Origin of the sequence: Caulobacter sp. (assembly GCF_017744445.1) — a bacterium.
GTDB lineage: Bacteria > Pseudomonadota > Alphaproteobacteria > Caulobacterales > Caulobacteraceae > Caulobacter.
Window position 1 is genome coordinate 1 of the sequence record NZ_JAGIBH010000025.1, and the last position, 26,728, is coordinate 26,728.

Annotated in this window: 24 protein-coding genes; 11 read left to right on the top strand and 13 right to left on the bottom strand. The window is 66.3% G+C overall.

Annotated elements, in window-relative coordinates; genetic code table 11:
* Positions 1-231 precede the first annotated feature (231 nt).
* Together J7528_RS22620 and J7528_RS22625 are read right to left on the bottom strand one after the other, a co-directional pair.
* Complete coding sequence (locus J7528_RS22620) at positions 232-468, bottom strand: hypothetical protein (protein ID WP_291879310.1); 237 nt, start codon at positions 466-468, stop codon at positions 232-234.
* An 87-nt stretch (positions 469-555) separates the two neighbouring features.
* Complete coding sequence (locus J7528_RS22625) at positions 556-1,236, bottom strand: lysozyme inhibitor LprI family protein (protein WP_363270417.1); 681 nt, start codon at positions 1,234-1,236, stop codon at positions 556-558.
* Between the two features lie 356 nt (positions 1,237-1,592).
* Between J7528_RS22625 and J7528_RS22630 the strand changes: the two genes are divergently transcribed.
* Positions 1,593-2,699 (top strand): Fic family protein, encoded by a 1,107-nt coding sequence (locus J7528_RS22630; protein ID WP_291879314.1) that lies wholly within the window; start codon positions 1,593-1,595, stop codon positions 2,697-2,699.
* Between the two features lie 612 nt (positions 2,700-3,311).
* On the opposite strand, the gene J7528_RS22635 is transcribed toward J7528_RS22630, so the two are convergent.
* Together J7528_RS22635 and J7528_RS22640 are read right to left on the bottom strand one after the other, a co-directional pair.
* Positions 3,312-3,512, bottom strand: a complete 201-nt coding sequence (locus J7528_RS22635; protein WP_291879316.1) for a hypothetical protein — start codon at positions 3,510-3,512, stop codon at positions 3,312-3,314.
* Between the two features lie 53 nt (positions 3,513-3,565).
* Positions 3,566-3,997 (bottom strand): hypothetical protein, encoded by a 432-nt coding sequence (locus tag J7528_RS22640; protein ID WP_291879319.1) that lies wholly within the window; start codon positions 3,995-3,997, stop codon positions 3,566-3,568.
* 209 nt (positions 3,998-4,206) lie between these two features.
* Here J7528_RS22640 and J7528_RS22645 point away from each other — a divergent pair, with 209 nt between their 5' ends.
* The 5 genes from J7528_RS22645 to J7528_RS25640 all read left to right on the top strand — a co-directional run bounded on the left by J7528_RS22645 (position 4,207) and on the right by J7528_RS25640 (position 9,482).
* Positions 4,207-4,770 carry a DUF4303 domain-containing protein gene (locus tag J7528_RS22645; RefSeq protein ID WP_291879321.1) on the top strand — a complete coding sequence of 188 codons (564 nt, stop codon included), beginning with the start codon at positions 4,207-4,209 and terminating at the stop codon, positions 4,768-4,770.
* 132 nt (positions 4,771-4,902) lie between these two features.
* Positions 4,903-5,148, top strand: coding sequence for a type II toxin-antitoxin system VapB family antitoxin (gene vapB / locus J7528_RS22650; protein WP_291879324.1), 246 nt, complete (start codon positions 4,903-4,905; stop codon positions 5,146-5,148).
* The gene (gene vapC, locus J7528_RS22655) at positions 5,148-5,558 is read left to right on the top strand and encodes a tRNA(fMet)-specific endonuclease VapC (protein ID WP_291879325.1); all 411 of its coding nucleotides are present in this window, start codon (positions 5,148-5,150) and stop codon (positions 5,556-5,558) included. The genes vapB and vapC overlap by 1 nt, the downstream gene beginning before the upstream one ends.
* Positions 5,559-5,918: 360 nt before the next feature.
* Entirely contained in the window at positions 5,919-7,955 is a 2,037-nt protein-coding gene (locus tag J7528_RS22660; protein ID WP_291879326.1) for a M10 family metallopeptidase C-terminal domain-containing protein, read from the top strand.
* 1,056 nt (positions 7,956-9,011) lie between these two features.
* The gene (locus tag J7528_RS25640) at positions 9,012-9,482 is read left to right on the top strand and encodes a hypothetical protein (RefSeq protein ID WP_363270425.1); all 471 of its coding nucleotides are present in this window, start codon (positions 9,012-9,014) and stop codon (positions 9,480-9,482) included.
* 166 nt (positions 9,483-9,648) lie between these two features.
* Here the strand turns inward: J7528_RS25640 and J7528_RS22670 are convergent, their stop codons facing one another.
* The 8 genes from J7528_RS22670 to J7528_RS22705 form a co-directional block, all read right to left on the bottom strand.
* Positions 9,649-10,932, bottom strand: a complete 1,284-nt coding sequence (locus J7528_RS22670; RefSeq protein WP_291879331.1) for a lipase family protein — start codon at positions 10,930-10,932, stop codon at positions 9,649-9,651.
* A gap of 77 nt (positions 10,933-11,009) precedes the next feature.
* Positions 11,010-13,088, bottom strand: a complete 2,079-nt coding sequence (locus J7528_RS22675; RefSeq protein ID WP_291879332.1) for a TonB-dependent receptor — start codon at positions 13,086-13,088, stop codon at positions 11,010-11,012.
* 193 nt (positions 13,089-13,281) lie between these two features.
* Positions 13,282-14,547 (bottom strand): glycerate kinase, encoded by a 1,266-nt coding sequence (locus J7528_RS22680; RefSeq protein ID WP_291879335.1) that lies wholly within the window; start codon positions 14,545-14,547, stop codon positions 13,282-13,284.
* Positions 14,548-14,566: 19 nt separating this feature from the next.
* Positions 14,567-15,634 (bottom strand): AbrB family transcriptional regulator, encoded by a 1,068-nt coding sequence (locus tag J7528_RS22685; protein ID WP_291879337.1) that lies wholly within the window; start codon positions 15,632-15,634, stop codon positions 14,567-14,569.
* 31 nt (positions 15,635-15,665) lie between these two features.
* Positions 15,666-16,427 carry a class II aldolase/adducin family protein gene (locus J7528_RS22690; protein WP_291879340.1) on the bottom strand — a complete coding sequence of 254 codons (762 nt, stop codon included), beginning with the start codon at positions 16,425-16,427 and terminating at the stop codon, positions 15,666-15,668.
* Between the two features lie 10 nt (positions 16,428-16,437).
* Positions 16,438-16,746: a DUF4387 domain-containing protein gene (locus tag J7528_RS22695; RefSeq protein ID WP_291879342.1), complete on the bottom strand. Its 309-nt coding sequence runs from the start codon at positions 16,744-16,746 to the stop codon at positions 16,438-16,440.
* Positions 16,746-18,131, bottom strand: a complete 1,386-nt coding sequence (locus J7528_RS22700) for an acyclic terpene utilization AtuA family protein (RefSeq protein ID WP_291879345.1) — start codon at positions 18,129-18,131, stop codon at positions 16,746-16,748. The genes J7528_RS22695 and J7528_RS22700 overlap by 1 nt, the downstream gene beginning before the upstream one ends.
* A gap of 63 nt (positions 18,132-18,194) precedes the next feature.
* Positions 18,195-19,811, bottom strand: coding sequence for a long-chain-fatty-acid--CoA ligase (locus J7528_RS22705; RefSeq protein ID WP_291879365.1), 1,617 nt, complete (start codon positions 19,809-19,811; stop codon positions 18,195-18,197).
* Positions 19,812-19,988: 177 nt separating this feature from the next.
* Between J7528_RS22705 and J7528_RS22710 the strand changes: the two genes are divergently transcribed.
* Positions 19,989-20,993: a phosphoglycerate dehydrogenase gene (locus tag J7528_RS22710; RefSeq protein ID WP_291879349.1), complete on the top strand. Its 1,005-nt coding sequence runs from the start codon at positions 19,989-19,991 to the stop codon at positions 20,991-20,993.
* A 22-nt stretch (positions 20,994-21,015) separates the two neighbouring features.
* Positions 21,016-21,954, top strand: a complete 939-nt coding sequence (locus tag J7528_RS22715) for a LysR family transcriptional regulator (protein ID WP_291879351.1) — start codon at positions 21,016-21,018, stop codon at positions 21,952-21,954.
* A gap of 223 nt (positions 21,955-22,177) precedes the next feature.
* On the opposite strand, the gene J7528_RS22720 is transcribed toward J7528_RS22715, so the two are convergent.
* Complete coding sequence (locus tag J7528_RS22720) at positions 22,178-23,515, bottom strand: citrate:proton symporter (RefSeq protein ID WP_291879353.1); 1,338 nt, start codon at positions 23,513-23,515, stop codon at positions 22,178-22,180.
* 154 nt (positions 23,516-23,669) lie between these two features.
* Between J7528_RS22720 and J7528_RS22725 the strand changes: the two genes are divergently transcribed.
* The 3 genes from J7528_RS22725 to J7528_RS22735 all read left to right on the top strand — a co-directional run.
* Positions 23,670-24,434, top strand: coding sequence for a GntR family transcriptional regulator (locus J7528_RS22725; protein WP_291879356.1), 765 nt, complete (start codon positions 23,670-23,672; stop codon positions 24,432-24,434).
* Between the two features lie 343 nt (positions 24,435-24,777).
* Positions 24,778-25,896 (top strand): tartrate dehydrogenase, encoded by a 1,119-nt coding sequence (locus J7528_RS22730; protein WP_291879359.1) that lies wholly within the window; start codon positions 24,778-24,780, stop codon positions 25,894-25,896.
* Positions 25,897-26,199: 303 nt separating this feature from the next.
* Positions 26,200-26,728 (top strand): class I SAM-dependent methyltransferase (locus J7528_RS22735; RefSeq protein ID WP_291879362.1); only part of this gene is annotated, 529 nt, incomplete at its 3' end.

Below are 26,728 nucleotides of genomic sequence, written 5' to 3' on the forward strand. Positions count from 1 at the left end.
CGAGCAGCGCCTGCTCGGCTTCCATGTTGTGCGGAGCCACATTGATCACGGGCTCTGGCTCTGGCTCGTGGCCTGCGATACGGGCCAAGGCGTTCATCAATAGCTCCCTTCGCGTTTGAAGCAGGGACTCAAAGACTGTGGATGGATTCGCGCCTTGGCAGAACGCCAGCGCCGGGCCTGCGACGACATCGACCTGGAGGCCTATCCGTCGTCGGGCCGCGTTGAGCGGGATTATCCAGCGCGCCGAGAAAGCCCATGCGTAAGGTCTTTCGAGGTGGAGTTCGCGCAAGCCCTTGCCCGTTGGGCGAAGGCCTTCAACGCTGTGACCTCCGGGCGCTCAACGCCTAAGCCTTCCGTTGGCACAGGCCCTGCCCGCGCCTCGGCGATCTTGGCGGCGGCTTCATCGGCCGCCTCGATGATCGCGGCGATGCGCCCCTCGAGCGTCGCGCCTTCGCCGCTGGCGATCATCGGACGGGTTTGGCCTTGCTCAGGAGCGCGACGCAGTGCTTTTGTAACAACTCCGCGACTGGTGCTCGCGGCCACGGCTGACAGGCATCAGCAATCGTCCTCTTCCGGATCCGCCAGGCTCTGTTTGGGCGCGTCGAGCCAGACGTGGCAGCTGTAGTCGGCGTTGAGCTTCGTACAAACCATCTTACCGTCGCCTTTGTGCAGACCCGCCGCGCCGCAGGCATTGGCCGCGCCTCGGCCAGGCAAGCGGTCGTAGAGCGTCCGCGCCGCTGGCCCGATGATCAGCAGGTCGACCACGCCCTCGGCGTGCGGAAACGCGCGCGCCTCTGAGACGCCAATGCTCGCGGCCCCCGCCGCCTTGTCTGGCCGGGCCGCCGCCTCGAGCTCCAGGGTCCGGGTCACCGTCATGGCCATGCGGCAGCCAGGACGCTCGACCATGTCGATCGTCCCGCCGCTCAGGCCTTCCTCGCATGAGGCGTCGCGGCGCTTGATCCAGGCGCGCTGCTCGACGCGCAAGGCTTCGCGAGCCTGCGGCGAGCGCTTGGCCATCGCCGCGGCGTAGGCCGCATTCAGGCGCTGGTCCTGCTTGACGTATTCGGCATTGATGCAAGCCGCCATGGCGACTGAAACGCCTTTGGCCGCCTCCCCGGCCCGTAGGCACCGAGCGTATTCGGGCGAGTACTGTTTTTCCAGGTCGACCGCCTGACCAGCGCTATGGCTTGAGACAGGCAGAAGAAGCATCGCCAGTGTCAAGGAAAGCAACTTCATCGGATCCTCGCAGCAGCGGTTCGGGCAGTCCCTAAAAGCTTGAGCAAGCCGCAGGTTTCCCACCTATGCGATCGGCCTCACGCGACCGTCACGCAAACCGACACGGGAGCCGCCTTCGCGTTGCCGTTGCCTACCGAGCAGCGTCTCCGGCGCCACGTCGCTGGCACGCAGCTTCACCAGGACGCAGCCTCTGGGCTTGGCGTCTATTGGTGCAATTGAGCATGGCGAGATGGCGGATCGGTTGGCCGGCGCCCAAGAGTGCGGAGATTGGAGGCAGCATTCTCCGCAATCTATGCGGAGATTTGGCTTGTGCTCTGCGTGGCCTGCCTTCAAGCTCCGGCTGAAAGCAGAGGAAGATGGTACTCTATATATACGATCGTGACGGCTGGCCGGACCTCGAATGGAACAAGGTCGAACTGGCTGACCAGCTTGTCCACGTGCGCCATCGCCAGGGTCGATTGCTCGGACGGATGGACGCGCTGGGCTTTCCGTTGCGGGATGAGGCCGCGCTCCGGACCTTGACCGAAGATGTTCTGAAGTCGAGCGAAATCGAGGGCGAAATCCTCAATAGGGCGCAAGTTCGTTCATCGATCGCGCGGCGCCTTGGGATCGATATAGGAGCGCTTACGCCTGCTGATCGCCACGTCGAAGGCATGGTTGAGATGATGCTCGACGCCACTCAAAGGTTTGACCAACCGCTGAACGAAGAACGACTTTTCGGTTGGCATGCCTCGCTCTTTCCGACTGGCTACAGCGGCCTTAGCAAGATCGTCATCGGCGCCTGGCGCGACGAAAAGGCGGGGCCGATGCAAGTGATTTCGGGGCCGATCGGGCGCGAGAAAGTCCACTACGAAGCGCCAGCCGCTGACCGGATGGCTGGCGAAATGCGCGCCTTTTTGGACTGGTTTAATCGCGAAACTGGCGATGATCCGGTGATCAAGGCGGCCCTGGCTCACCTCTGGTTTGTCACCATCCATCCTTTCGAAGATGGCAATGGACGGATTGCCAGGGCGATCGCTGACATGGCCTTGGCGCGCTCGGATAGAAGCTCTCAGCGCTTCTACAGCATGTCATCGCAGATCCGCTTGGAACGGAAAGATTACTACGACACCCTGGAGGCAACGCAGAAGGGCGGCACGGATATCACCCGATGGGTTGCCTGGTTCCTGGGTTGTCTAGATCGTGCCTTCGATGGCGCCGAGGCCACCTTGGCGACGGTGCTGACCGCCGCGCGCTTCTGGGAAAGTCATGCTGGCGAGCCCTTTAACGAGCGCCAGCGCACAATGCTTCAGCGCCTTTTCACCGGGTTCGAAGGCAAGCTCACCTCGTCAAAATGGGCTCTTATCGCCAAGTGTTCTCAGGATACCGCTGGGCGGGACATCGACGATCTCGTCAATCGTGGCGTTCTGGTCAAGGACGCCGCCGGCGGGCGAAGCACGAGCTATTCCCTTCACCTCTCCTAGTATGGATATCCTCCTCATCCGGGAGGCCGCTGATGGATCAGGTTTCAATATTTGTCGTCGGGGGAGATGACGACGAAACGGTTTCTCTAACGGCGGCTGACTTGGGAGCAAGTTGCCGTTTGACGTGCACTGTCCGGGGTGAGACGCACCATGCTGAAGGTCCCGACTTCTTCGATGCATTCCGCACGCTTCGCCGGCGTGTGTTGGAGCCCCGGGGGCTCATTCCATTCTGCTACGGAGCCAGTCTCAAGGTCTGGCCCTCCGCGACGGCGCGGGACATGGGCCGTGGTCTGAAGGCCTACAAGATCGAAGCCGGAACCCCGGCGTCAGATCTGGTAGGAATCTTCGACGAAGGTCCCGACGTAATCCCGTCATCGGTTCTAAATCAGGAGAATTTCGCGCGGGAGTGGCTCTCCTCTCTACGCTCCTGAGCGTCCGCTATGGGTCGGGACCCGAAATTGACACCGCGCCGACAAGCGGACCTTAGGCGAGACGAAAGAGCGGCGCCGGCGCCGTGACTTCAATGTCCGGTGCCGGTCAGGGCGCTCATTTCCGTTGCCGACCCATATGCGACGCCGGGAAGGTCCAGTGCGGGCCGCCCACGGGAGTCGGTCAGGCCCCTTTGGGGCCTGTGCTTGCCTTCAATCGCTGCGCCGCTGCGAGTGTCAGGCGCTTTCCAGTGTCGTCGGTGAGGTAGAGGAAATTGCCACGCTGCTGCTGGTCGAGCGCGATCTCTATCGCGTTGGCGAGCGAATAAGGCCCGACATCGACCCTGACTCCGTCGGCGCCATTCCGCCAAACAAAGTACTTCATCGGGCCAACGTATGTCGGTTTTCTGATCCGGTCACAATGACTGCTCCCCACCCTCAGCCGGCGCTCGCGACGTCATCTCGCGGCAGAGACAGCTCAGCGCGCCAGGTCATGCGAAGGATGGACAGATCGATCGCTAAGGCTGTCTCCGTAAGAAACGGACAGCCGGCAACAACATCTTCGCGCAGGGCCTCGCGATCCAGTGCGGCTAGCTTCGCCAACGCCAGATCAGCCGCTTCGTTGACCAACCCATTTTCTGGTCCGGTCAGCTCGCCATTGAAAATCCAGACGCCGATGTTCGGCGACTCCCAAGCGCAACCGTCTCGAATGATCTGAAGGTCGCCGCCCCGATTGATCATGCCCGCGTCCCGGTAAGCCTCTATCACAAGCGCTATCGAGCTGAGCGGCCACGATGCATTCCCGCCAATCACCTCTACAGCGGCAACGAGATAGTCTGGAAGGGCGGCAAGGAGGGGCGAGCTGCTCATCGTCGCAGGCTACGAGCTTGAGCACACCGCGCCAATGTCCGCGATCCACCCTTCCCTGCCAATCCGCAGGTCCGCATTGCCGACCGGGTAGTGCCTGTTTCTGCCGCTGTCGCACCGCCAGGAACAGGACGTTCAGCACCTAGGATAGGGAGACCATCTCAGCCCCTCCCCTTCGCCACTTGGGAGATCGCTTGTCGGCGGGAACTTGGATGTTAGCCTCCCTGGACCGAAAGGGAGCCGGCGTGGATTGGATCGCAATAACAGGAGAGCTTCGCGCGGCGGCGGTCGGGGCCGTTGACATGTTGAGCTCCGTGCTTGAAGGGCGACACCTCTATGCGATCTGTCTTCAGACAGCGGATGACGCCATGAGCGTCGGCTTCTGCGCCAATACCGAGGAAAGCTACGCCGACAAGCACGCCTCGGAGGCCAAGATCGAGAACATGAGTCCGGACTACGCGGCCTATCTGCGCTGGGCGCCCGCCGAATGGGGATACGAAGGTTTCGGGGACGACCTTTTCGCGGATATCAATCGCGACCTCACTGCGGCGAGCGCCGCTTCGGAGAATGATTTCGCCGTCTACTTCCACCATCTCATCCAGGCGATGATCGACGCGTTGGCCCATCTGCGGGCAGAGCGGACGCAGGCGCTCGAAGCTGTGACGTTATTCGTGACGATCTCCGACAGCGAGGCGGCGCAAGCGGTTGAGCGGCAATCCGTCCATCAGCTGAATAGATCGACGCTCGCTGCTGAATTCTGCCAGCGTTTCGGCTGAAGTGGCAGCGCAGCGCCATCTCCGGACGTTGGCTCGCCTCCAGAAAGGCGGCGTTGACTGGCCTTTCGCTAAGCTTGGAAAATGACCAACGCCTAGATCGTGGCTCGACTGGACGCGGCAAGGGGGATATACATGATGTATATCCTCGAGGCGGTCATGTCGAAGACGAACCTTTTTCAGTCCAACCGTACGCAGGCGGTTCGCCTGCCCAAGGATGTCGCCTTTCCCGACGGCGTTAAATCCGTGACCGTGCTGCGCGAGGGCAATCGGCGGGTTATCGTCCCGTCCGATGCGGTTTGGGACGACTTTTTCGACGCTCCCGGCGTGGACCTTGAAGCGCGCGATCAACCCACGCTCCAGGCGCGAGAAGCCTTGTAGTGCTGCGTTACCTGCTGGATACCAATCTCTGCATCCGAGTGCTCAGAGATCGACCCCAGGGCCTTCGGGAACGCTTCAACGCCAACGCCGAGGCGCTCTGCATGTCCACCGTGGTCCTGACGGAGCTGCTGCATGGCGCGGCGAAATCCGTCCGGCCAGAACATAATCGCCGCGAGGTCGAACGCTTCGCGGCCAAGCTCGAGGTGCTGGCGTTTGACGAGGCAGCGGCGGATCACGCCGCCGATATCCGGGCGGCGTTGGAGCGGCAGGGGCGCCCAATCGGCGGCTATGATCTCCTAATCGCGGGTCATGCCCGCTCACGCGGGCTTGTCGTTGTGACGGGCGACCTGGCGGAGTTCCAGCGCGTCGATGGTCTTCGTTGCGAGGACTGGCTGGCCGATCCGCATTGAAGGGGGATTGCGCTGGGCGGGGCGGCGCCATGTGTGGACGGCGCATAGCCAGCAAGCGGACATCAGCCTATCAGGCGCACGGCGAACGCGATCCGCAGCGAACCAACAGCATTACGACGGCGTCAACGCGCTGATTGCAAGGACATCTGCATCGTCTCTTCCGCGCCCGGACCGGCCTGACTGCCAGCGCACCTGCGCTGTTTGAACTTACGGAAGTTTTCTCCGGCTGTTGGCCATACTTGTCAATCGCCTTGGGCTGCGCCTAGTGCCGCTTGCGACGCTTCCTGAAGCCAACCCATTGCCTCAGCCTTTATGGCCTAATACTGGTCCCAAGGTTGTGGTGACGATCCGAGGTTGAGAATGCTTCCTGAGCCGACGAAGGCCGAGATATTGGCCGCCATTCTCAATCCTAACAAATACTGGACCACGCCTACTATCACGTTCAGCATTCCCAAGCTCGGCAGCACTTGGCCGTCCTATGGCTCTTCCGAGCCCGAGTCCGCTCACTATGGGGTCTTAAACGCGACGCAGGCTGCCAATTTCAGAACTGCGGTGGCGTCGATCGCCCGCGTCATCAATACGCCCATAGTTGAGACCGATGACCTAACCCAACCAGGTCAGATCCGGGTCGCGTTTTCCGATGGTAGTGGCCACGTATACAATCCACCCGCTGGCGGATCAGCGGCGACCAACGCTGGCGACATATGGCTGCGGTCAGCCTGGAGCGATTTCACCTTTTCGCCTGGCTGGGTAGACGGCGCTCAGTCCTTCGAGTCCCTCCTCCATGACTTGGGCTTCGCTCTCGGCTTGCAGCATATTCATGAGGGCTCGAACGCACTGCCATTTGGCTACATGAGCACCACGCGCTTTTCGATGATGTCCAACAACACGGCCATAGATCAAGTACATTACAGCTATGCCACGTCAGCCGAATCTTCGGGTTACAGCCGAAACCTTGAGATAGTTGGCTATAACGGCCCTATGGTCTATGACATCTTAGCGCTTCAGGCCCTTTACGGTTCAAATCCATCAACGGCGGCTGGAAATACCACCTACACCTGGAGTCCAGACAAAGCCTACTTCGAGACCATTTATGACGCTGGCGGGATCGATACGATCGATCTCTCTACTCACATGCGCGGCTCGATCATAGACCTGAGGCCGGGAGCATACAGCAGCATCGATTATTTCTCCGCGGCTGATCAGAAGGCATACTGGGCAGCATTGATCCCCGCGACAGCGCACGATTTTGAGGCGACATTCGATTCGTCCCACTTCGCCAAGTACGGCTATCAGTGGAGCAACAACGTCGGTATCGCCTTCGGGACAATCATCGAGAGCGTTCTCGCGGGCTCCGGTGACGACTCCATCCTCGGCAATGATGCGAACAATGACCTCCGCGGTGGAGCGGGAGCCGATACACTATCGGGCGCCAATGGCGATGACGTCCTTTTCGGCGGCGTCGGCAACGACAAGCTAGACGGTGGTAGCGGCGACGATCTCCTCGATGGCGGTGCAGGCGATGACATCATCGACGGCGGAGCTGGCACTGACAGGGTTCGGTACGCGGGAACGATGAAGGACTATCAGGTCGTCAAAAATGGCGACGGCACAATCACCGTGACCGACCTGCGCGCGGGGTCACCCGACGGCGTAGATCATCTCAGCAACGTCGAGACCATCGTTTTCGCGTCGGCGCCATCGGCCGAGGAAGTCTCGGCGCGGATCCTCAACATCCTGAGACAACCCTCAAACAGCGCGAACGCGGCCTTCTCACAGAGCCTACTGACACAGTGGCAAGCAGGTCAGTTGTCGGACGATCAGATAACCAAGGCTATCGTCGACGCTGCCGATGCCACAACGTCCGTGGCGTCGATGAGCTACCAGTTCTTCATCGGAAAAGTCCCCAGCCAGGGCGGCGTGGACTTCCTGATCTCGCCGGCCGGCCCGAACATCAACAATCTCAACAGCGGCTACTACCAGTCGTTCAACCTCGAGAACCGCTACATCAACTTCGCGGTCAATCTGGGCAAGGTGGGCGAGGGCAATGCCAAGTTCACGGCCGAGTACGGGGCGCTGTCCTTGTTCGACGCAACCAAGAAGGCCTATACGGCGATCTTCGGCGGCACGCCCAGCGACGCCAAGCTCCATGCCCTGATCGACACCCGCATCGACTATTTCGCGAGCTATGGCGGCGACGGGCAGAACGGGATCGGCACGAAGGCGGCCATGGTCGGCTGGTTGCTGGCCGAGGCCGAGAAGGCCGACGTCGGCGTCATGGCCCGCAGCAACGCTGCCTGGCTGACCGACCTGGCAGACGGCTCGGGGCCGTTCGCAATCGACATCCTCGATCCCACCAAGGGCTACTTCAAAGCCGACTTCATCTTCGGCGGTTAGCCGATACGACCAGCCCCACCCTAACCGGTGAGGCTTTTATTTGGGCCCGACCGCCTCGCCTACCTCCATTCAGCCCCGCCCAGCGCGGTGCTTGAGGTGGGGGAGCATCCTGGCGCCGGGCGCGTTGCTCTATGTCAACCCGAGGCAATGACATGACCGACCCGACCGCTCCGCCGCCTATCGAACCGACAACGCCGGAGATTGACCCTGGCGGCGCTCCGCCAGAGATCGATGATCCCGGCGCCCCAGCTGAAACGCCGCCCATCGCGCCGCCGGTCGATCCTGGTGACGACCGACCTTACGGCTAGACCACACGGGTTCAGGGACCCGCGTTCAGCGAAGTCGTTTTGACCGCCGCTGAATGCGGCGCTCCTCTATGCGCCGCCCTCGGCGCCGGCCGCCCAGCGGGGGAACATCGGCGGCCGGCTGCCGTTAGGGATCCTCGTCGCCAGGGCCTCGGCTCGTAACCAGGCCCCTATGAAGTGAGGCCCGCCATCGTCGACGGGCCCCCAGCGAACTCAGTCGCAAACAGTGCCGGTCTCGTAGTCCTCGTAATCGCCCGTCTGCTGTCCGAACGACCGCACGCTCCCGTCGCAATAGTAGCGGTCCCAGCCCACCGCTATTCTTTGGTCCGATCCCCAAGGCGTTGGACCTCCATCGGGGAACGGCGACGTCCCCGGAACATATACCGTGCTGTAGTAGATGGTTTCTCGGTAGAAACGCGGACCCGCGTTCGAAACCGAGGGGATCGAGGCAAGGGCCAGAACAGCTATCAGCGAGACGTGAGCGAAGCGCTTCATGCGTAGTCCTCAACGGGTGGAAGTACCCATTGCGAATGACGCCATAGATTGTAAATCCACGCAAACAGAAGTTGAGCGCCCTCAGTTAAGTTCGCTCGCCTTCTGACAGGCCGCGCGCTTCCAAGCTTTCGGGTTGCCGCTATGCGGCGCCCTGCAGCGTTCTCGTTGAGCCCCTCTTGATGAGCGGGCTGACTCAGAACTGCGCGAACAGTTCATCGCCGTCCTTGGCCACGACCTGCGTAACCCTCTTGCCGCCATTGAGGGGGGCGTGCGCCTTTTCCGCAAGGATCCGGCCGGCCCGAAGAGCGGGTGGATTCTCAGCCAGATGGAGATCAGCACCTCCCGCGTGGCTGGCTTGATTTCCGATGTCATGGATTTTGCGCGCGCCCGCCTGGGACGATGCCGGTTTCCTGCCGCGGCGCAGGCCTGCGAAGGCCGTCTCCACCCTCCCCGGCTCGTCGGAAGGTCTGCTCACCAATGGGGTTTCGCCCATGCGTCGTTGGGCAGATCTCTGAGGGGCGCGTTGCCAGTGGGGTCTTGGCTTCGCCGAGATGAAGGGCGACGAGGATGGTCTACGCCGCGTTGGCTGGTCGCCGCGGTCGGCGGCGATCCACAATCGAGAACCGACGGCGACTTCCACGGCGGCGTTGCGCCCGTTACCGACCTTAGGTCTCAGGCAGGCGGCGTTCGACCGATCTCAAAGAACGGTCCACCGACCAGAGTGTGAGATCAGAAAGCACAGTTCGGGCCGTCCTGGACCTTGGCATCGAGGCGGCGTTCGCCGTTGACGGGCGCTTTGGAGATGGATTGGCCATGACGGCGTGGCATCGAGCAGCAGACGCATCGCACACCCAGTGTCGGCGCGCGACGCGCGCCTTAAGCGCGATAGGACATCAATCGTCGTTGAAGGGCGCCTTGGGATCGCGCACGCCGGGCGGACCGGGCGGCGACAGGTCAGAGCAGGACGAAGACAGGAGGCCTCCACGCAGGCGCGTGCGCGCGAAGGTGAGGGCGTCATCGAACGCGCCGTGCATGGCGCCGTCGTGGCCCAGGCCCTCGTAACGGCGCCAGTAGACCTTGTCGCCCGCCGCGCACAGCGCCGCCACGGCGCCATACTGCCGCAGCGGCGGCGTGGTGGCGTCGGCGAGACCCGTGCCGACCATCACGGGCAGGCCGAGCCGCTCGCTGGGCATGTCGGTGACCGGGATCCGGATCGCGGCGAGTTCGTCCAAGGAGATCGAGAGCGAGTCCGCGAGGCTGGCCACCTTCAGGCGCCGGGCGACAAGCCCGATCTCCTTGGTGCAAGCCTGGCGCGCCGCCTGCAGCAGGTCCTTGCCCTGTGGGCTGAGCAGCTCCTCGATCGGCGGCGCGTCATCGCGCAGCCCGCCCGACACGAAGCTGAGGAACATGTTGGCCGAGTTGCGGACCGGCAGCGCGACAGGCCCGTCCGGGAAGGTGCTGACGACGCCCGTGGCCACCACGCCGACGACGTTGAGTTCGGGCGCGTAGCCCCGAGACAGTCTGGCCGCCCCAAGGGCCGCGCCAGAGCCTTGCGACTGCCCGGCGATCAGCACCTTGTTGGCGATCAGCTTCGTGCGGCCGGCGCGCGCGGCGCGGATCGAGTCCAGCACCGACCGCCCTTCGGCCTGCCAATAGAGGTAGGGATGCGGTCCAGGACCGCCGAGCCCCTGATAGTCGGTAAGCACCACGGCGAACCCGGCCTGGAGCCAACGGTTGATGTAGACCGCGTCTCGCGCCCGAAAGCCGGTCCAGGACGGCGCGCAGGCGTCGGCGATGCCCAGGGTGCCGTGCGCCCAGGCTAGGATCGGCCAGCCGCCGGCGGGGGGCTTGCCTTTGGGGATGTAGAGAACGCCACTGACCGGGACCTGACCCGAACCCCAGCGCGCATCCTCTGACGTGTAGAGAATACGCAGGGCCTTCGACGCGGCGGTGATGTCCGGTTGGCTCGGCATCGGCTCTTGGCGCAGCAGCGCGCCGGACTTACCGGGCAGATGCGAGGTCCACCGATAGAAGGGCGAGAGGTCCATGTCGCCAGCGACCGTCCCGGTCGGCAGTTGGCCCGCGGCGGCGACCTCTGGGCGAAGCGCTCCAAGGCCGATCAGCACCAGCATGAACAGCGCGGCGACGAACGCGGCCTGGCGTCTTGGGATCGGCATCGCATGTCCTTGGAAAGGGGTCACGGACAAGCGGATCCGGTCGCCCGGATCCGCCAGCATCGGCGCGGTCGACGGGTCTAGAAGTTCCACCGCAGGGTCGCGCCATAGGTGCGGGGCGCGTTGTAGGCGACGAAGAAGGTCGAGTTGAACAGCACCTGCAGCGTGCGGCTGCGCTCGTCCGTCAGGTTCTTGCCCCACACCGAGAAGGTCCAGGTCCCATCCGGGCTGGTGTAGCCGGCGTTGGCGTCCACGAACTCGGAAGGCTGTCTGATCTCCGGCTCTTGGTTGTTGTTGTCGTCATAGATCAGGCTTTCGTAGCGATACTCGGCCGTCGCCTTGAACTGCCCGCCATTGGCGAAGTCGAAGGTGTAGCTGGGCGCCACGGTGACCTTGTTGCGCGGCGTGCGGCTCAGCCGGTTGCCCGCCAGGTTGATCGGGGCGTTGTTGTCGTCGACCGTGGCGAAGTCGTCGAAGGTCGCGTCGGTATAGGCGTAGTTCAGCGCCAGGTCGAAGCCGCCGCCGATCCGCCAGGCCAGGGCGGTCTCCCAGCCCTTGATCGTGGCCTTGCCCGCATTGTTGGTGATCTTGGTCAGGCCGACCGTCTGGCCGGTCTGCAGGTCGGTGTAGTCGATCAGGTAGATCGAATTGTTCCAGGTCAGGGCGCGATCGAAGAACTGCTGCTTGAGGCCAAACTCGTACTGGGTGGCGTATTCGGGGCTGAAGGGCGTGACGGCGGCCAGCTGCGAGCTGGGCGCGTCCTGGAAGCCGCCGCTCTTGAAGCCGCGCGAGATCGTCAGATAGGCCATGTGATTGGGGCGCAAGTGATAGTCGGCGGCCAGGCGCCAGGTCACCGCGTCGAAGCTGGCCTTGGCGCGCGCGTCCAGCGGGAACACCGTCTGGAACTGCTGCGGCCCCTGATTGACGATGTGATAGTCCTTCTTGTCCTTGGTGTAGCGCACCCCGGCGCTGACATTGAGGCGCTCGCTCAGCGGATAGGTGACGTCGCCATAGACCGCGTAGCTGTCGAGCTTGGCGTTCTGAACGACCCGCTCGCGGCCGGCGAAGTTGAGGGTGTTGTTGGTCGTGATCCGGTCGGTCTTGGCGTTGTAGGTGTAGACGCCGACCACCCAGGTCGCCTTGCTGTCCTTGGGCGAGAGCAGCCGCAGCTCGTTGCTGGTCAGCCGGCTGTCTTCCAGGTCGCCGCCTTCGATGCCGCGCGTGCCGTTCGAACCGTCGAAGTCGTAGTAGGACTCGTAGTCGACCTGTCGGTGCGAGCCCAGATAGCTGAGGGTCGCGAAGGGCATAGACCAGCTGACCTCGGCGCGCAGGCCGTAGGTGTCGCGGTCCTGGCGGCCGTCCAGGGTGGCCAGGCTCTTCTTGGGATCTAGCGACAGCGGATAGCGGTCCGGGCGGCTGGTGAACAGCACGTGGTTGGCCGGGCCCGTGCCGCGATCGGTCGTGCTGTCGGCCGTCAGGTGAATGCGCAAGTCGTCGTTCGGCTCGACCAGCAGCTGGGCGCGGGCGCTGCGGGTGTCGCCGCGCTCCAGATCGCCGCCCGTCACCGTGCTGGTCGTGTAACCGTCGTGCTTGCGCACGCTGCCGCTGAGCCGCAGCGCCGCCAGGTTCTGGGCGAACGGGACATTGACCATGCCGGCGACTTCGCGACGATCATAGTTGCCCAGCGTGCCTTCCAGCGCGCCGGAGAAGTCCGAAAGTTCGGGCGCCTTGGTGATGACGTTGATGGCGCCGCCGACCACGTTGCGGCCGTAGAGGGTGCCCTGCGGCCCCTTCAGCACCTCGATGCGCTCGATGTCGAAGGCGTCGAAGGCGATAGCGGACGGGCGGCCCAGATAGACCTCGTCGAGGAAGACCGCGGCGCTGGGATCGCCGGCCGAACCGCGATCCGACGAGCCGATGCCGCGGATGAACAACCGCGGCTCGCTAGCGGGGAAGGCGTCGAAGCTGAGGCCAGGCGTGCGCGTGATCACGTCCTGGACGCCGATGATGTGAGCGCTCTCGATCTGATCGGCCCCGAAGGCGGTGACGGTCACGGGCACGTCCTGCAACCGCTCGCTGCGGCGCTGGGCGGTGACGAGGACTTCCTCGAGAACATCCGCCTGGGCGGCGGCCGGCGCGGGCGCGGCGTCCTGGGCCAAAGCCGGCGCGCTCGCGAGAACACCGAGGGCGACTCCTGCGCATAGGGATGCGCGTCGAATTCCAACCTGCATGTTTTCCTCCCGCCCCCGTTTTCCGGGGTGCTTGTGAAGTCCTTAACCCGCGCGACCCGGCGGCCGTGATGCAAAGAGCGAATGGAATGATTTGCCCGATGAAACCCCTTGATGCTCCGCCCTAGGACGTCCTGGGCGTCAGGATGATCGCGCGGAAGTCGTTGACGTTGGTCCGCGTCGGTCCGGTGAAGACCAGGCCGTCGATCGCGCCGAAGAACCCGTAGGCGTCGTTGTCGGCCAGGCGCGCGGTCGCCAAGACACCGGCCGCCGCCGCGCGCGCCAGGCTGTCGGGGGCGAGGATCGCGCCGGCATTGTCCTCGACGCCGTCGATTCCGTCGGTGTCGGCGGCCAAGGCATGGATGCCCGCCGCGCCGTCCAGGGCGACGCCCAGCGCCAGAAGGTACTCGGTGTTGCGCCCTCCCCGTCCCGAGCCGACCACGGTGACCGTGGTCTCGCCGCCGGAGATCAGCACGATGGGCTTACCGTCTCGACTGAGCCCTCCCGCCAGGTTCAGCGCCATCGCCGCGTGGCGCCGGGCGAGGTCCCGCGCCTCGCCCTCGATCGCGTCGCCCAGGACGACGGGCTGATAGCCCAGGTCCGTGGCGACACGCGCGGCGGCCTCCAGCGACAGGGCCGGCGTGGCGATCAGCCGATAGTCGTCCGGGCGCGCCGCCGGAAGCTGGGGGCCCTGGCTCGCCGGGTCGGCCAGCCAGGCGCGGGCGGCCGGCGATACGTCCACGCCATAGCGCTGGAGGATCGCCAGGGCGTCGCCGCTGGCGGTCGGGTCAGCCACGGTAGGCCCGGAGGCGATCGTGGCCGGGTCGTCGCCGGGCGCGTCGGAGATGGCCAGGGTGAGGACGCGGGCCGGGCCGGCGGCCTGACGCAATCGCCCGCCCTTGACCCGCGACAGGCGCCGGCGCACCGCATTGATCTGCGCGATCGGCGCGCCGCTGCGCAGCAGGGCGCTGACCACCGACCGCTTGTCCTCCAGCGAGACGCCCGGCGGCGGCGCGGTCAGCAAGGCCGAGCCGCCACCCGACAGCAGGCAGATCACCAGGTCGTCGGCCGTCAGACCGTCCAGGCTGGTCAGCAAGCGGGCCGTGGCCTCCACGCCGTTGAGATCCGGCGTCGGGTGAGCCGCTTCCAGCACCTCGATCGTGCGGGTCGCCGCCGCATGGCCATAGCGGGTGATGACCAGGCCGCTCAGCGGTCCGGGCCAGTGGGTCTCCAGCGCGGCCGCCATGGCCGCGGCGGCCTTGCCCGCGCCGACCACGACGGTGCGCCCCGCCGGGACCGGCGGCAGATGCGGCGGCAGGCAAAGATGCGGATCGGCCGCCGCCACGGCGGCGTCGAACATCTGACGCAGGTCGGATTGAGGATCGGGCACCGGCATGTCTCGATGAAGCTTAAGGGGCGTCGGGCGCCGCCGCGCGCCTGGCCAGGTACTGGGCGGCATAGGGCCCGACCAGCAGCACCAGAATGATCCGGATGACCTGCGCCGACAGGATGAACGGCAGGTCGACGGGGGTGGAGGCGGCGATGATCAGGATGGAATCGACGCCACCGGGACTGGTCGCCAGATAGCCGGTCAGCAGGTCGACGCCGCAGGCCAGGCTGATGACCAGGCCCGAAACGCCGCAGAGGGCGATCAGCAGCAGGGCCGCACCGAGGATCCTGGGCAGGGCCCGGGCGCTGTGCAGCAGGGTCGGCCGGGTGAAGCTGAGTCCGATCGTCCAGCCAACCACTGCATAGGCCAGGGCGGCCAGGACCGGCGGGACCTGCAGGCGGAACCAGCCGGTCGCCAGCAGCGCCGCCCCGGCCAGGCCCGGGATCAGGAACACGCCGGCCGGAAATTTCAGCGCCTTGGCCAGCAGGCCGCCGGCCACGCACAGGACCAAAGCGCCCAGCAGGCCCAGTGGGTCGAGCGGCGGAAGCCAGCTCTGGGCATGCGGATGCCCCGTCGGCAGCGGCGCGGCCAAGTGGGCCAGGCCGATCGCCGAACTGGCCACCAGCAGCACCCGGAAATACTGCATCAGGGCGACGATCCGCGCATCGGCGCCGGTCTCCTGGGCCAGGGCGATCATGCCGGCCGCGCCGCCCGGCGAAAGTCCCCAGACGGCCGTGGAGCCGCCGAACCAGCCAGCCCGCGACAGCAGCCAGCCCAGCCCCAGGCTAAAGCCCAGGGTCGTCGCCCCGATGTAGAGAAAGGCCGGCAGGCGCCCCAGCAGCTCTGGCCCCATGGCCGACCCCATGGCCACCGCGACCAGGCAGCCGATCAGTGTCGAACTGACCACGCGCGAGGCCGGCGGCGGCCGGATCGTCGCGCCGGAGACCCCGAAGATGATACCGACCACCAGGGGTCCCAAAAGCAGGGCCGCGGGCGCGTGCATGGCCTTCAAAACGACCACGAGCACGGCGGTGATGGCGACCAGCAGCACCCACTGGACATCCGCCCGCTTCACAGCCGACCGCATCACCGACGCCACGCGCACCCGATTGACGCCATCAGGCGTCGTAGCCGGGGTTGAGGCGCTTGAGACGCCGCAGCAGGCCCGGCCACACCAGCCCGTTGGCCACCACGCTCAGGCCTTGCGACTGCTCCTCGACGACGCCCTGGACGTGGTCGTCCGGGATCCGCAGCGGACCGCCGCCCTGGGCCGCCACTTGCATCTCGCAGGCGCGCTCCAGGAAATACATGGTCGTGAAGGCCTCGGCGACCGAGGCGCCGGCGACCAGGGTGCCGTGGTTGCGCAGGATCATGGCGCTCTTGTCGCCGAGGTCCGCCACCAGCCTGGGGCGTTCGTCATGGTCCAGGGCCACGCCTTCGAAGTCGTGATAGGCGACCTTGCCGTTCAGCAGCATCGCGGTCTGGTTCAGCGGCAACAGCCCCGCCTCCTGCGAGGACACGGCCGTGCCCGCCACCGTGTGCAGGTGCATCACGCAGCCCGCGTCGGGCCGGGCCTCGTGCACCGCCGAGTGGATGGTGAAGCCCGCGGGATTGACCATCTCCGTGGTCTCGCCGACCACATTGCCATGCAGGTCGACCTTGACCAGAGACGAGGCGGTGATCTCCTCGAACATCCAGCCGAACGGATTGATCAGGAAGTGGTGCTCGGGACCCGGCACGCGGGCCGAGATGTGGGTGAACACCAGATCGTCCCAGCCAAACAGCGCCACCAGCCGGTAGGCGGCGGCCAGATCGATGCGGACAGTAGCCTCAAGGGCGCTGTAGTCCGAGGCTTCGGTCTTCAGGGCGTGAGCGTTCATGGCCGTCTCCTCAGTCCAGTTGAACGTCGAGCAGCCGCACATATTGCTGGCCGCAGTGCATGTCGCGCTCGACCTCGCCGCCCTGGGGCGCGGCCCGGGCGTACGAGATCTTGACCACGTTGAGGCTGGGCACGGCGAAGCGCTTGACCAGCGCCGGATCGGCGCCGAACAGCCGCTGGATCGTGTCCGGACCCAGCGCCGGGCTCTGGCCGTACTTCTCGAAGGTCTCGGGCCCGTCGAAGAACAGGTCCAGGGTCACCCAATAGGGCCCGGCGTTCTTGGAGCGCACGTGGTGGCAGACTTGCCTGACGGTCGCCATTACGCGGCCTCCTCTTTGCGCAGGTCGACCCAAGCGGTGCGGACCAGCTCCATGGGGTCGTCGACATGGACGACGTGGTTCAGCTTGAACTCGTAGACCTGGCCGCGCTCGACGTCGGCCGGGGTGAAGGCGAAGCCGTAGCTGGGCAGCTCCTTGTCCATCGAGATCGGGTAGTGGAAGAAGTAGGCGTTGCAGGCCTTGGCGATCTGGGTGGCCAGTTCCTGGGTGTCGGCCGTGGCGACGAACAGCACGCCCAGCTCGCGCGGAGCCGGCGTCCCGGGCGGCGGCTTGTCGCCCGACACCGCGTTCCAGCCATACATGCGCAGCGAGATGTGGAAGTCGCCGGCCTCGGGGCCCAGCGACTTGCGGGCGCGGTCATAGAGGGCGGCCAGCATCTTGTCATGGAACGCGTCGACACGCGCCAGGACGTCCGGATCCTGGATGCCGACCAGCATCAGGGTCTGGTAGCGGCCGCCCGCGGCCCCCTCGAGCTTCATCGTGTAGGGCTTGGGATCCCAGACCGAACCGGTGACCCTGACCGTGCGATCGTCGGTCGAGGCGTAGACCGCATCCGTCACGTCCAGCACGCCGCCCGGCTCGGTCAGGCGGAACGGGTCGCTGTTCTCGTACAGCATGTGGGCCGAGACGCTGTGGGGCGTGCACTGGTTGTTCAGCGCCAGGGTTTCGATCTCGAAGCCGTCCTGGTCGATGGTCAGCAACACCCCGGCCCCGCGATCGCGATGAACCGAGCATTGCGAGCCGCATTCGGAGACCTTGCCCGCGTGCCAGGATGCTCCCTGGGGCGCGCCGTGCAGCAGGGCGAAGCTGGCGATCACCGCCGTGTCGGTCGTGCGGCCGCCCAGGATGACGTCGGCGCCCGCTTGCAGGGCGGCGATGTAGGGCTCGGGACCCAGGGCCGCGACGATGTGATCGCAGCTGTCAATCGTCGCGTCGTCCAGCGGGCCCAGCGGCGCCAGGGCCGTGATCTTGCCGGCGGCGTTCTTGGCCTTGAGGACAGCCTTGTCCTGCTCGGAATACAGCAAGGCGATCTTGGGCGTGATGCCCAGCTCGCCGGCGATCTCGACGGCGATGTCGCGCGTCCAATCGACGTTCAGATCGCCGCCCGCCTGGCCGCTGGTGCCGATGATGACCGGGATGCCCGCCTCGGCGCCGGCCTTCATCAGGATCTTCAGGTCGCGCTTCACCGAGCCGCGATTGTTCTTGGACATGCCCAGCGCCAGATAGGCCGCGCCGCTGTCGGTCGACCCCGCGTCGGAGGCGATGGCGTGAGCCCCCAAGGCGACGCCGCGCTGGACTTCTTCTTCCACCACGCCCGCGCCCAGCGAACCGCAGGGGACGATGATCTTAATCGGGCCGCTCGGCATTCCGGCGCTCCTCCCTCATTGAATTCAGAATATTGTATTTTTGGATGCAAAACTGAAGACCGATCACGCGGTGATTTCGAGGAGGTCTTCGCGCAACCGCTTCTTGTCGACCTTCCCGGTCGGCCCCAGCGGGATGTCGTCGACGAACCGCACCGCGTCAGGCATCCACCATCGCGCGATCTTGCCCGCCAGGAAGGCCAGGTGGGAGCCGGCGTCCGGCTCGGCGCCCGGTCGCAGCTTGACGATCAGCAGCGGGCGCTCGTCCCAGCGCGGATGCGGCACGCCGACGACCGCGGTCAGTTCCGCATCGGGGTGGCCCGCGGCGATCGACTCGATCTCGACGGAGCTGATCCACTCGCCGCCGGACTTGATGACGTCCTTGGCCCGGTCGGTGATCTGCAGGAAGCCTTGCGGATCGATGGTGGCGATGTCGCCGGTGTCGAAATAGCCGTCGGGATCCAGGACATCGCCTGCCTGGCCGAAATAGCCCGCCGCCACGCCGGGGCCGCGCACCATCAGCCGGCCTTGCGAACGGCCGTCGGCCGGCTGGACCGCGCCGGCCGCGTCCTTGACCGTCAGCTCGACGCCCAAGGGCGGCGTCCCCTGCTTGGCGCGCCATTTGATCTGCTCGTCGAAGCTGAGCGCGCTGATCTCGGGCCGGGCGTTGGACAGCGTGCCGATCGGCGAGGTCTCGGTCATGCCCCAGCCCTGCACCACCTCGACGCCGAACTCGTCGTGGAAGGCGCGGATCAGGCTTTCGGGCACGGCCGAACCGCCGATCACCACGCGCTTGAGGGTCGACAGGCCAAGATTGTTGTCGCGCAGGTGTGTCAGCAGCCCCTGCCAGACGGTTGGCACGGCCCCGGAGAAGGTCACGCCCTCGGTCTCGATCAGCTCGTGGATCGCCGCGCCGTCCATGCGCGCGCCGGGCATGACCAGCTTGGCGCCCGCCGCCGGCGCGGCGAAGGCGATGCCCCAGGCGTTGGCGTGGAACATCGGGACGATGGGCAGGATCACCGCGCTCGGATCCGCGCCCAGAACCGTGCTCTGCAGGCCCATCAGCGTGTGCAGGAAGTTGGAGCGATGCGAATAGAGCACGCCCTTGGGGTCGCCCGTCGTGCCCGAGGTGTAGCAGAGAGCGCAGGCCGTGCGCTCGTCGAAGCCGCCCCAGTGCGACGGCCCCCTCGCCTGCTGCAGCAGCGCCTCATAGGCCAGGGCGCCATCCAGGCCGGCGCCGGCCACGGTGTCGGCGTCGCTGAGAAGGACCACGCGCTCGACGGTCGGGCACCGAGGCAGCACGGCCTTCAGCAGGGGGACGAAGGTCAGGTCGGCGAACAGGATGCGGTCGCCCGCGTGGTTGATGATGTAGACCAGCTGCGCGGGGAACAGGCGTGGATTGAGCGTATGGCACACCGCGCCCATGCCCATCGCCCCGTACCAGACCTCCATGTGCCGGGCGGTGTTCCAGGCCAGGGTGGCGACTCGGTCGCCGGGCTCGACGCCCCAGTCGCGCAGCGCACTGGTGACCTGCTTGGCGCGGGCGTGCAACTGGCCGTAGGCGCTGCGCACGATCGGCCCCTCGACCGAACGGGTCACGATCTCGCGGGCGCCGTGCCAGGTGTTGGCATGGTCGAGGATCTTGTCGACCGTCAGCGGCCAGTCCTGCATCCGTCCGAGCATCGTCGGGTCCTTCATCTCACGCCGCCGCAGACACTTGGCGGGTCGCCCCCTTGAGTAACCAGACGACCGGGCCCGTCGTGTTGCGTAGTTTCGATTGAATGATGCGTGATACGGGGCTGGCGCCGGCGCGGAGCGCTGCTTCCCTTGACGCGGCCTGCCCGTAGGAGATCCAGAGCCATGCCCCGTCCCCGCAAGGTCGTCGTCACCCAACGCTTTTTCGACGATCGCACCCAGGCCTATCTGCGGGCCCATGGCTGCGAGGTGGTGATCGCCTCGCTGCCGGCGGGCAAGGCCGACGGCGACTTGAGCCACGACCAGCTGGTCGAGATGCTAGACGGCGCGGCCGGCTGGATCGTCGGCCACGCGCGAGTGACGCGCGAGCTCCTGCAGGCGCTGCCCGAGCTGCAGATCGTGTCGCGCCGCGGCGTCGGCTACGAGCGGGTCGACCTCGACGCCGCCCGCGATCTGGGCCGCGTCGTCGCCATCGCGGCCGGCGGCAACGACGCCTCGGTCGCCGACCATGTGATCGGCCTGATGCTGGCGGTCGGGCGGCGCTTTCGCGAGTCCCAACACCGTATGCTGGACGGCGACTGGTCGATCCTGATGGGCTCGGACCTCTGCGAGAAGACCGTCGGCGTCGTGGGCCTGGGCCGGATCGGCAAGAGTGTCGTCAAGCGGCTGTCGGGCTTCGACTGCAGGGTGCTGGTCCACACCCCGCGTCCAGACGAGGCCTATGCCGCCGCGGCCGGGGTTCAGTATGTCGACCTGCCCGAGCTGCTGGCCCGCAGCGACTATGTCACCCTGCATGCGCCGCTGACCCCGGCGACCAGGTTCATGATCGACGGCTCGGCCATCGAGTCGATGCGGCCCGGCGCCATCCTGATCAACACCGCGCGCGGCGGCCTCGTGGAGGACGCCCACCTGCTGGACGCCCTGCGCGCCGGACGGCTGGGCGGCGCGGGGCTCGACGTCTTCGTCAGCGAGAGCGACCCGGCCTACAAGCCGATCTCCCAGGCCCTGCTGGCCCTGCCCAATGTCGTGGGCGCCCCCCATTCCGGCGCCTCCTCGCGCGAAGGCCTGGACCGCACGAACATGGTCGCCGCCCGCTCGGTCGTCGCCGTCCTTGACGGTGATGACCCCGCCCCCGAATGTGTCGTGGCCGACGGTCGCCCCGGCCGTTGAGCGACCGGAAAAGAGCGTGTGCATGGAGCTCGATTGGCTCGAAGATTTCCTGGCCCTGGTCGAGCATCAGCATTTCGGACGCGCGGCCGAGGCGCGTAACGTTTCCCAGCCCGCCTTCAGCCGCCGCGTGCGCCTGCTGGAGAACTGGCTGGGCGCCCCCCTTTTCAACCGCGACACCCACCGCGTCGCCCTGACGCCGGCGGGCGAGCAGTGGCGGCCCACCGCCGAGGACCTTCTGCGCCGGCTCTATCTGGGCCGCGAGCAGACCCGCGCGGTCGCCGAAGGCTTCGTATCGACGGTGCGCTTCGCCTCGACCCACGCCTTGTCGATCACCTTCTTTCCGCAATGGCTGGAGGCGATCGAGGCCGAGCAGCCGCTCAGTTCGGCCGTCAGCCTGGTGACCGACAACATGGCCGGCTGCGAGCGGATGATGCTGCAGGGCCAGGCTCAGTTCCTGCTGTGCCATCACCACCCGTCGACGCCGGTGTCGTTCAAGCCGAACTATTTCACCTCGATCGACATCGGGCGCGACATCCTGATCCCGGTGAGCGCGCCAGCCCTCGACGATCCGACGCAGCCGCGCTTCGCTCTGCCCGGTCAGATGGGCGCCCCCGTGCCCTATCTGGCCTTCACGGAGGTTTCGGGCATGGGGCGCATCCTGGCCTCGACCCACGCGCTGGAGGGCCCGTCGATGTGGCTCGCCCCGGGATTCACCTCGCACGTGGCCACCGTGCTGGCGGCCATGGCGCGGGCGGGAAAGGGCCTGGCCTGGCTGCCGGTCAGCCTGATCGCCGGCGACCTCGAGCGCGGCGTCCTGGTGCGGGCGGGCGAGGCCCAGTGGGACGTGCCGATCGACATCCGCCTGTTCCGTCCCAGAGCCCGCCAGAACGCGGCGGCCGAGGCCTTCTGGGCGCGGCTCAAGGCGCGGGCCGAGCAGGATCTCGCGGGCGATCAGGGCTAGGTCGCCAGCGAAGAGACCGGGCGCACCGAGGGTGACGATGCGCCCGGGTCGAGCCGCCCTCGGCGCGTCCCATGCAAGAGGACAGGCCGCCGACCGCCGTTCCAAGCCGCCAGGCTAGCTCGACAAGTTGCATCGAGGCGGTCCCGAGGGACCACGATCATATACCGCCCGCCGGCGCGACTTTGCGCGCCCGCCGGGCGCATCGTTCGATGCGGATCTTCGATCAGCCAGCGCCGGCGATCGGGATCGCGCCGGTCAGCATGGCCACGCTCAGCACCAGCAGGCAGATCAGCGCCGACCACTTCAGCGAGAAGCGCTGGGCGTCGGCGACGTCCACGCCCACCAAGCCGCAGGCCAGGTAGATCGGCGCCAGCAGCGGGCTCATCGAATGGACGGGCTGGCCGATCAGCGACGCACGGGCGATCGCCGCCGGCTCGATGCCAAAGTTGGCGGCGGCGTTGGCGATCACCGGCACCACGCCAAAATAGTAGGCGTCGTTGGACATCACGAAGGTCAAGGGCAGGCTGACCACGGCCGTGATCGGCGCCAGATAGGGACCGATCTGCGGCGGGATGATCGACAGCGCGGCATTGGCCATGGCCGCCGACATGCCCGTGCCGTTCAAGATGCCGGTGAAGGCGCCGGCCGCGAAGATCAGCACCACGACATTGACCACATTGTCGGCATGGGCGGCGATGCGCGCCTTCTGGTCCTTGACGCTCGGATAGTTGACCGTCGCGGCGATGGCGAAGCCGGCCATCATCAGCACCGGCAGCGGCGCCAGGCCCAGCACCATGCCCAGGATCAGGCAGACCGTCAGGACGACATTGAACCAGAACAGCCTGGGACGGCGCGTGGCCTGGGCCTCGGCGTCGTCGACCGCCAGGGGCGCGCCCGAAGCGCTCGCACGGACCAAGCCGGCCGACGAGACGCCGAGGCGCCGGCGCTCGGCGTGACCGAACATCCAGGCCATGGCGACGATGCCCATCAGGCCGACGGCCGCCGGCAGCAGCATGGGTCCCACCACCTGGCCCAGATCGACCCGCACCGCCGTCGCGGCCCGCGCCGCCGGCCCGCCCCAGGGGACATAGTTCATCAGCGAATTGGACAGGCCCAGCAGGGTCAGCAGGATCAGCGGGTTCATGCCGATGCGCCGATAGACAGGCAGCATGGCCGAGACGACGATCAGCACCGTGGTCGTGCCGTCCCCGTCGATCGAGACGACCATGGCCAGGACCGCGGTCCCGATGGCGATGCGCAGCGGATCCTCGCCGACGATCGACAGCACCTTGCGGACCAGCGGATCGAACAGTCCGGCGTCCATCATGATGGCGAAATAGAGCACGGCGAAGGATAGCATCAGCGCCGTGGGCGCCACCTGCCCGACGCCGGTCAGGATCATCTCGCCCAGCTTGGGGCCGGCGCCGGCCACGAGGCCGAACAGGATCGGGATCAGCAGCAGCGCGGCGATCGCCGACATCCGCTTGGTCATGATCAGGGTCATGAAGGTGAGCACCATCGCCAGCCCGAGGACGGCGGGGTGAAGCAGCAGATCGATCACGAGACGGTCTCCGGGCCGGTTTGGGTCGGCGCTCTCATTGGAAGGGAATCGGGGAAAGGGGGATCGCACGCCGCGGACTTGCGCGACCGGCGGCGTGGCTGTGTAAGAAGACCCGGACCGACCCGGCGCGGCCGTCCGTGGAGAAGGCGAAGGCATGACCCAGACGAGCGGCTTGGACGAGAACCTGGGCCTCCCGAGCGATCCGCCCCAGGTGGAGCTTGCGACCAACACCGTGCTGATGAGCCTGCGCGAACGTATCGTCACCGGCCAGATCTCGCCGGGGACGCGCCTGCGCGCCGAGGGCCTGGCGGCCGAGCTGTCGGTGTCGCGCACGCCCATCCGCAGCGCCCTGGCGGTGCTCTCGGCCGAAGGCCTGGTCGAATACGAAGCCAACCGCGGCTACACCGTCCGCGCCGTGACCATCGGCGACGTCTTCGACGCTATCGAGGTTCGCGCCCGGCTGGAAGGCCAGTCGGCCCGCCTGTCGGTGGAGTTTGGCTGGGAAGCCGAGGCGGTCGATCGCCTGGCTGGCGTCGCGCGCCAAGGCCGCGCCATCGTCGACGCCGGCGCCTGGTCCGAAGCGATCGAACGCGACTGGTATCTGATCAACCGCGCCTTCCACCGGACCATCCATCACGCCGCCCAGAACCGGGTGCTGCGCAACGCCATCCGGATGACCCTGATCTATCCGGTGCTGGGCGACCCGGCCCGGCTGTGCCCCAGCCTGGCGGCCGCCATCCCGCCGCGCGCGCGGCAGCTGGGCGACACGCCGCCAGCCTATATCCTGACCTCGCAGGACGGTCACGAGCGCCTGGTCGACGCCATCGCCCGAAAGGACGGCGCGAGCGCCGACCACATCATGGTCGAGCATGTCCTGGCTACGAAACGTCGTCTGCATGAGATCGCTGTCCGCCGCTGATCGAGGGACCAGCCGGTCAGCCACGGTTAGCCAGAACCCGGCCAGGCGGCAAACCGAGCCGGCAGCGTCGCGCGGCGCGGCGAGCCTCCCGGCGACTTGACGCGCCCTGGGCGCGTCGGGTTCGGCATAGACCGAAATTCAAGTAAAAACAGCGCCATAGAGGGGGTTTTGGGGACTTGATCGTCGGTCCCGCCGGGGCCGGCTTCGCGCCCGGCATCATTTCATGTCAATTCCGCATTGGCCCGGCGCGTCGCCGCTGGCCTACCCCGGAGGCGTCTGGCCGGGACGGGTGAGCGGACCGATCGGCCCGCGCCCATCGCTCCCCGGCATCCGAGGGATCCGCATGAACGACGCGCGCCATTACCGTATTGCGGTCATTCCCGGTGACGGGATCGGCAAGGAGGTCGTCCCCGAGGGGCTGCGCGTGCTGGACGCCGTCGCCACGCGCTTCGGCTGCGCCTTCACCTTCGACCATTTCGACTTCGCCTCGTGCGAATACTATCTCGAGCACGGGCAGATGATGCCCGACGACTGGAAGGCGCGGATCGGCGGCCATGACGCCATCTTCTTCGGCGCCGTCGGCTGGCCCGAGACCGTGCCCGACCACGTCTCACTGTGGGGATCACTGATCCAGTTCCGCCGCGAGTTCGACCAGTACGTGAACCTGCGGCCGGTCAAGCTGATGCCCGGCGTGCCCAGCCCCCTGGCCAACCGCGCGCCCGGCGACATCGACTTCTATGTCGTGCGCGAGAACACCGAGGGTGAATACTCGTCGATCGGCGGCCGGATCTTCCCCGGCACCGAACGTGAGGTCGTCATGCAGGAGACGGTGATGACCCGCGTGGGCGTCGACCGGATCCTGAAATACGCGTTCGACCTGGCGGCGCGGCGGGACAAGAAGCACCTGACCTCGGCCACCAAGTCGAACGGCATCTCGATCACCATGCCCTATTGGGATGAGCGGGTCGAAGCCATGGCGCCAGCCTATCCGGAGGTGCGCTGGGACAAGTACCATATCGACATTCTGACGGCCCACTTCGTTCAGCATCCCGACTGGTTCGACGTCGTGGTCGCCTCCAACCTGTTTGGAGACATCCTGTCGGACCTGGGACCGGCCTGCACGGGGACCATCGGCATCGCCCCCGCCGGCAACATCAATCCCGAGCGCGCCTTCCCGTCCCTGTTCGAGCCGGTGCACGGCAGCGCCCCCGACATCGCCGGCCAAGGGATCGCCAATCCCGTCGGTCAGATCTGGTCGGCGGCGCTGATGCTGGACCATCTGGGCGAACACGAGGCCGCCGCCGCCATCGTCGAGGCGATCGAAACCGTTCTGGCCCGCCCCGAACTTCGAACCCGAGACCTGGGCGGCCCGTTGGGAACGCAGGCCTGCGGCCAGGCCATCGCCGACGCGCTGCTGGCGCGCCACGAGCCCGCCGCCTACGCCCGCGCCGCCGGATCCTGATCTAATCGACTTGGCCCGCAAGCGCTTCTGGGACTCTCGGAAGGCCTTTGTGGTGATCTCGGCGCGGTACTGTGCGAGGTCTCGGCCCAGCCGCACGGTCTGGTTCAGCGGATCCAGCGCGACGCCGTGCAGCGAGAACAGCCCAGCCTTGCGCCGCTCGTCGGTTCGGATCAGCGCCGGGTCCTGAACCGCCACCTGCGCTTCGTAATAGATGTCGTCGTGGATGCCGTTGCGGACGGCGGACGGCCTATCGGGCCGCGGCCGGCATAGAGCCATCGCCGGGACCAACGATAACTACTGATTATGCGCAGCTTCCAAAAGCTGGACATGGCGTCGACGGACTGGTTGACGACGCACTTCCTGGCCAAGTCGCCGGACCGATCCCGTGAGATCAATGGCCTGGACATCCCCCAGGGGGCCCGCGTCCTGGACCTCTGTTGCGGGCCGGGCCTTTTCATTCCGCTGCTGCTGAATCTGGTCGGCCCGACAGGGCACGTCACAGGGGTCGATCAGGATCCTATGTCACTCGACGCCGCTCATGCCCGACTGGTCGCTCAACCCCACCGGAATTGGACGCTTCAGCAGGCAAGGCTCGAGGATTTCATTGATCGGGTCGCAGACTTCGACATCGTGCTCCTGTTCAATTGCATCGGCTATTTTGGCGATCCGGTTCAAGTGATCCGCAATCTGGCGTGTCGCCTTCGGCCCGGATCCCGGATCATAGTGAAGGACTTCGATCTGGAAGGCTTCTTCTTCCAGCCTCGCCGGATCGCTGAATGGGCGACGCTGTTGGAGGCCGCCAAGCTGCGGAACGATCACGACAACCCTGTCT

Coding starts and splice junctions, on each gene's coding strand:
- J7528_RS22620 (WP_291879310.1), bottom strand. CDS start 468: ATGATCGCCAGCGGCGAAGGCGCGACGCTCGAGGGGCGCATCGCCGCG.
- J7528_RS22625 (WP_363270417.1), bottom strand. CDS start 1,236: ATGAAGTTGCTTTCCTTGACACTGGCGATGCTTCTTCTGCCTGTCTCA.
- J7528_RS22630 (WP_291879314.1), top strand. CDS start 1,593: ATGGTACTCTATATATACGATCGTGACGGCTGGCCGGACCTCGAATGG.
- J7528_RS22635 (WP_291879316.1), bottom strand. CDS start 3,512: ATGAAGTACTTTGTTTGGCGGAATGGCGCCGACGGAGTCAGGGTCGAT.
- J7528_RS22640 (WP_291879319.1), bottom strand. CDS start 3,997: ATGAGCAGCTCGCCCCTCCTTGCCGCCCTTCCAGACTATCTCGTTGCC.
- J7528_RS22645 (WP_291879321.1), top strand. CDS start 4,207: ATGTTAGCCTCCCTGGACCGAAAGGGAGCCGGCGTGGATTGGATCGCA.
- vapB (WP_291879324.1), top strand. CDS start 4,903: ATGATGTATATCCTCGAGGCGGTCATGTCGAAGACGAACCTTTTTCAG.
- J7528_RS22660 (WP_291879326.1), top strand. CDS start 5,919: ATGCTTCCTGAGCCGACGAAGGCCGAGATATTGGCCGCCATTCTCAAT.
- J7528_RS22670 (WP_291879331.1), bottom strand. CDS start 10,932: ATGCCGATCCCAAGACGCCAGGCCGCGTTCGTCGCCGCGCTGTTCATG.
- J7528_RS22685 (WP_291879337.1), bottom strand. CDS start 15,634: ATGCGGTCGGCTGTGAAGCGGGCGGATGTCCAGTGGGTGCTGCTGGTC.
- J7528_RS22690 (WP_291879340.1), bottom strand. CDS start 16,427: ATGAACGCTCACGCCCTGAAGACCGAAGCCTCGGACTACAGCGCCCTT.
- J7528_RS22695 (WP_291879342.1), bottom strand. CDS start 16,746: ATGGCGACCGTCAGGCAAGTCTGCCACCACGTGCGCTCCAAGAACGCC.
- J7528_RS22700 (WP_291879345.1), bottom strand. CDS start 18,131: ATGCCGAGCGGCCCGATTAAGATCATCGTCCCCTGCGGTTCGCTGGGC.
- J7528_RS22705 (WP_291879365.1), bottom strand. CDS start 19,811: ATGCTCGGACGGATGCAGGACTGGCCGCTGACGGTCGACAAGATCCTC.
- J7528_RS22710 (WP_291879349.1), top strand. CDS start 19,989: ATGCCCCGTCCCCGCAAGGTCGTCGTCACCCAACGCTTTTTCGACGAT.
- J7528_RS22715 (WP_291879351.1), top strand. CDS start 21,016: ATGGAGCTCGATTGGCTCGAAGATTTCCTGGCCCTGGTCGAGCATCAG.
- J7528_RS22725 (WP_291879356.1), top strand. CDS start 23,670: ATGACCCAGACGAGCGGCTTGGACGAGAACCTGGGCCTCCCGAGCGAT.
- J7528_RS22730 (WP_291879359.1), top strand. CDS start 24,778: ATGAACGACGCGCGCCATTACCGTATTGCGGTCATTCCCGGTGACGGG.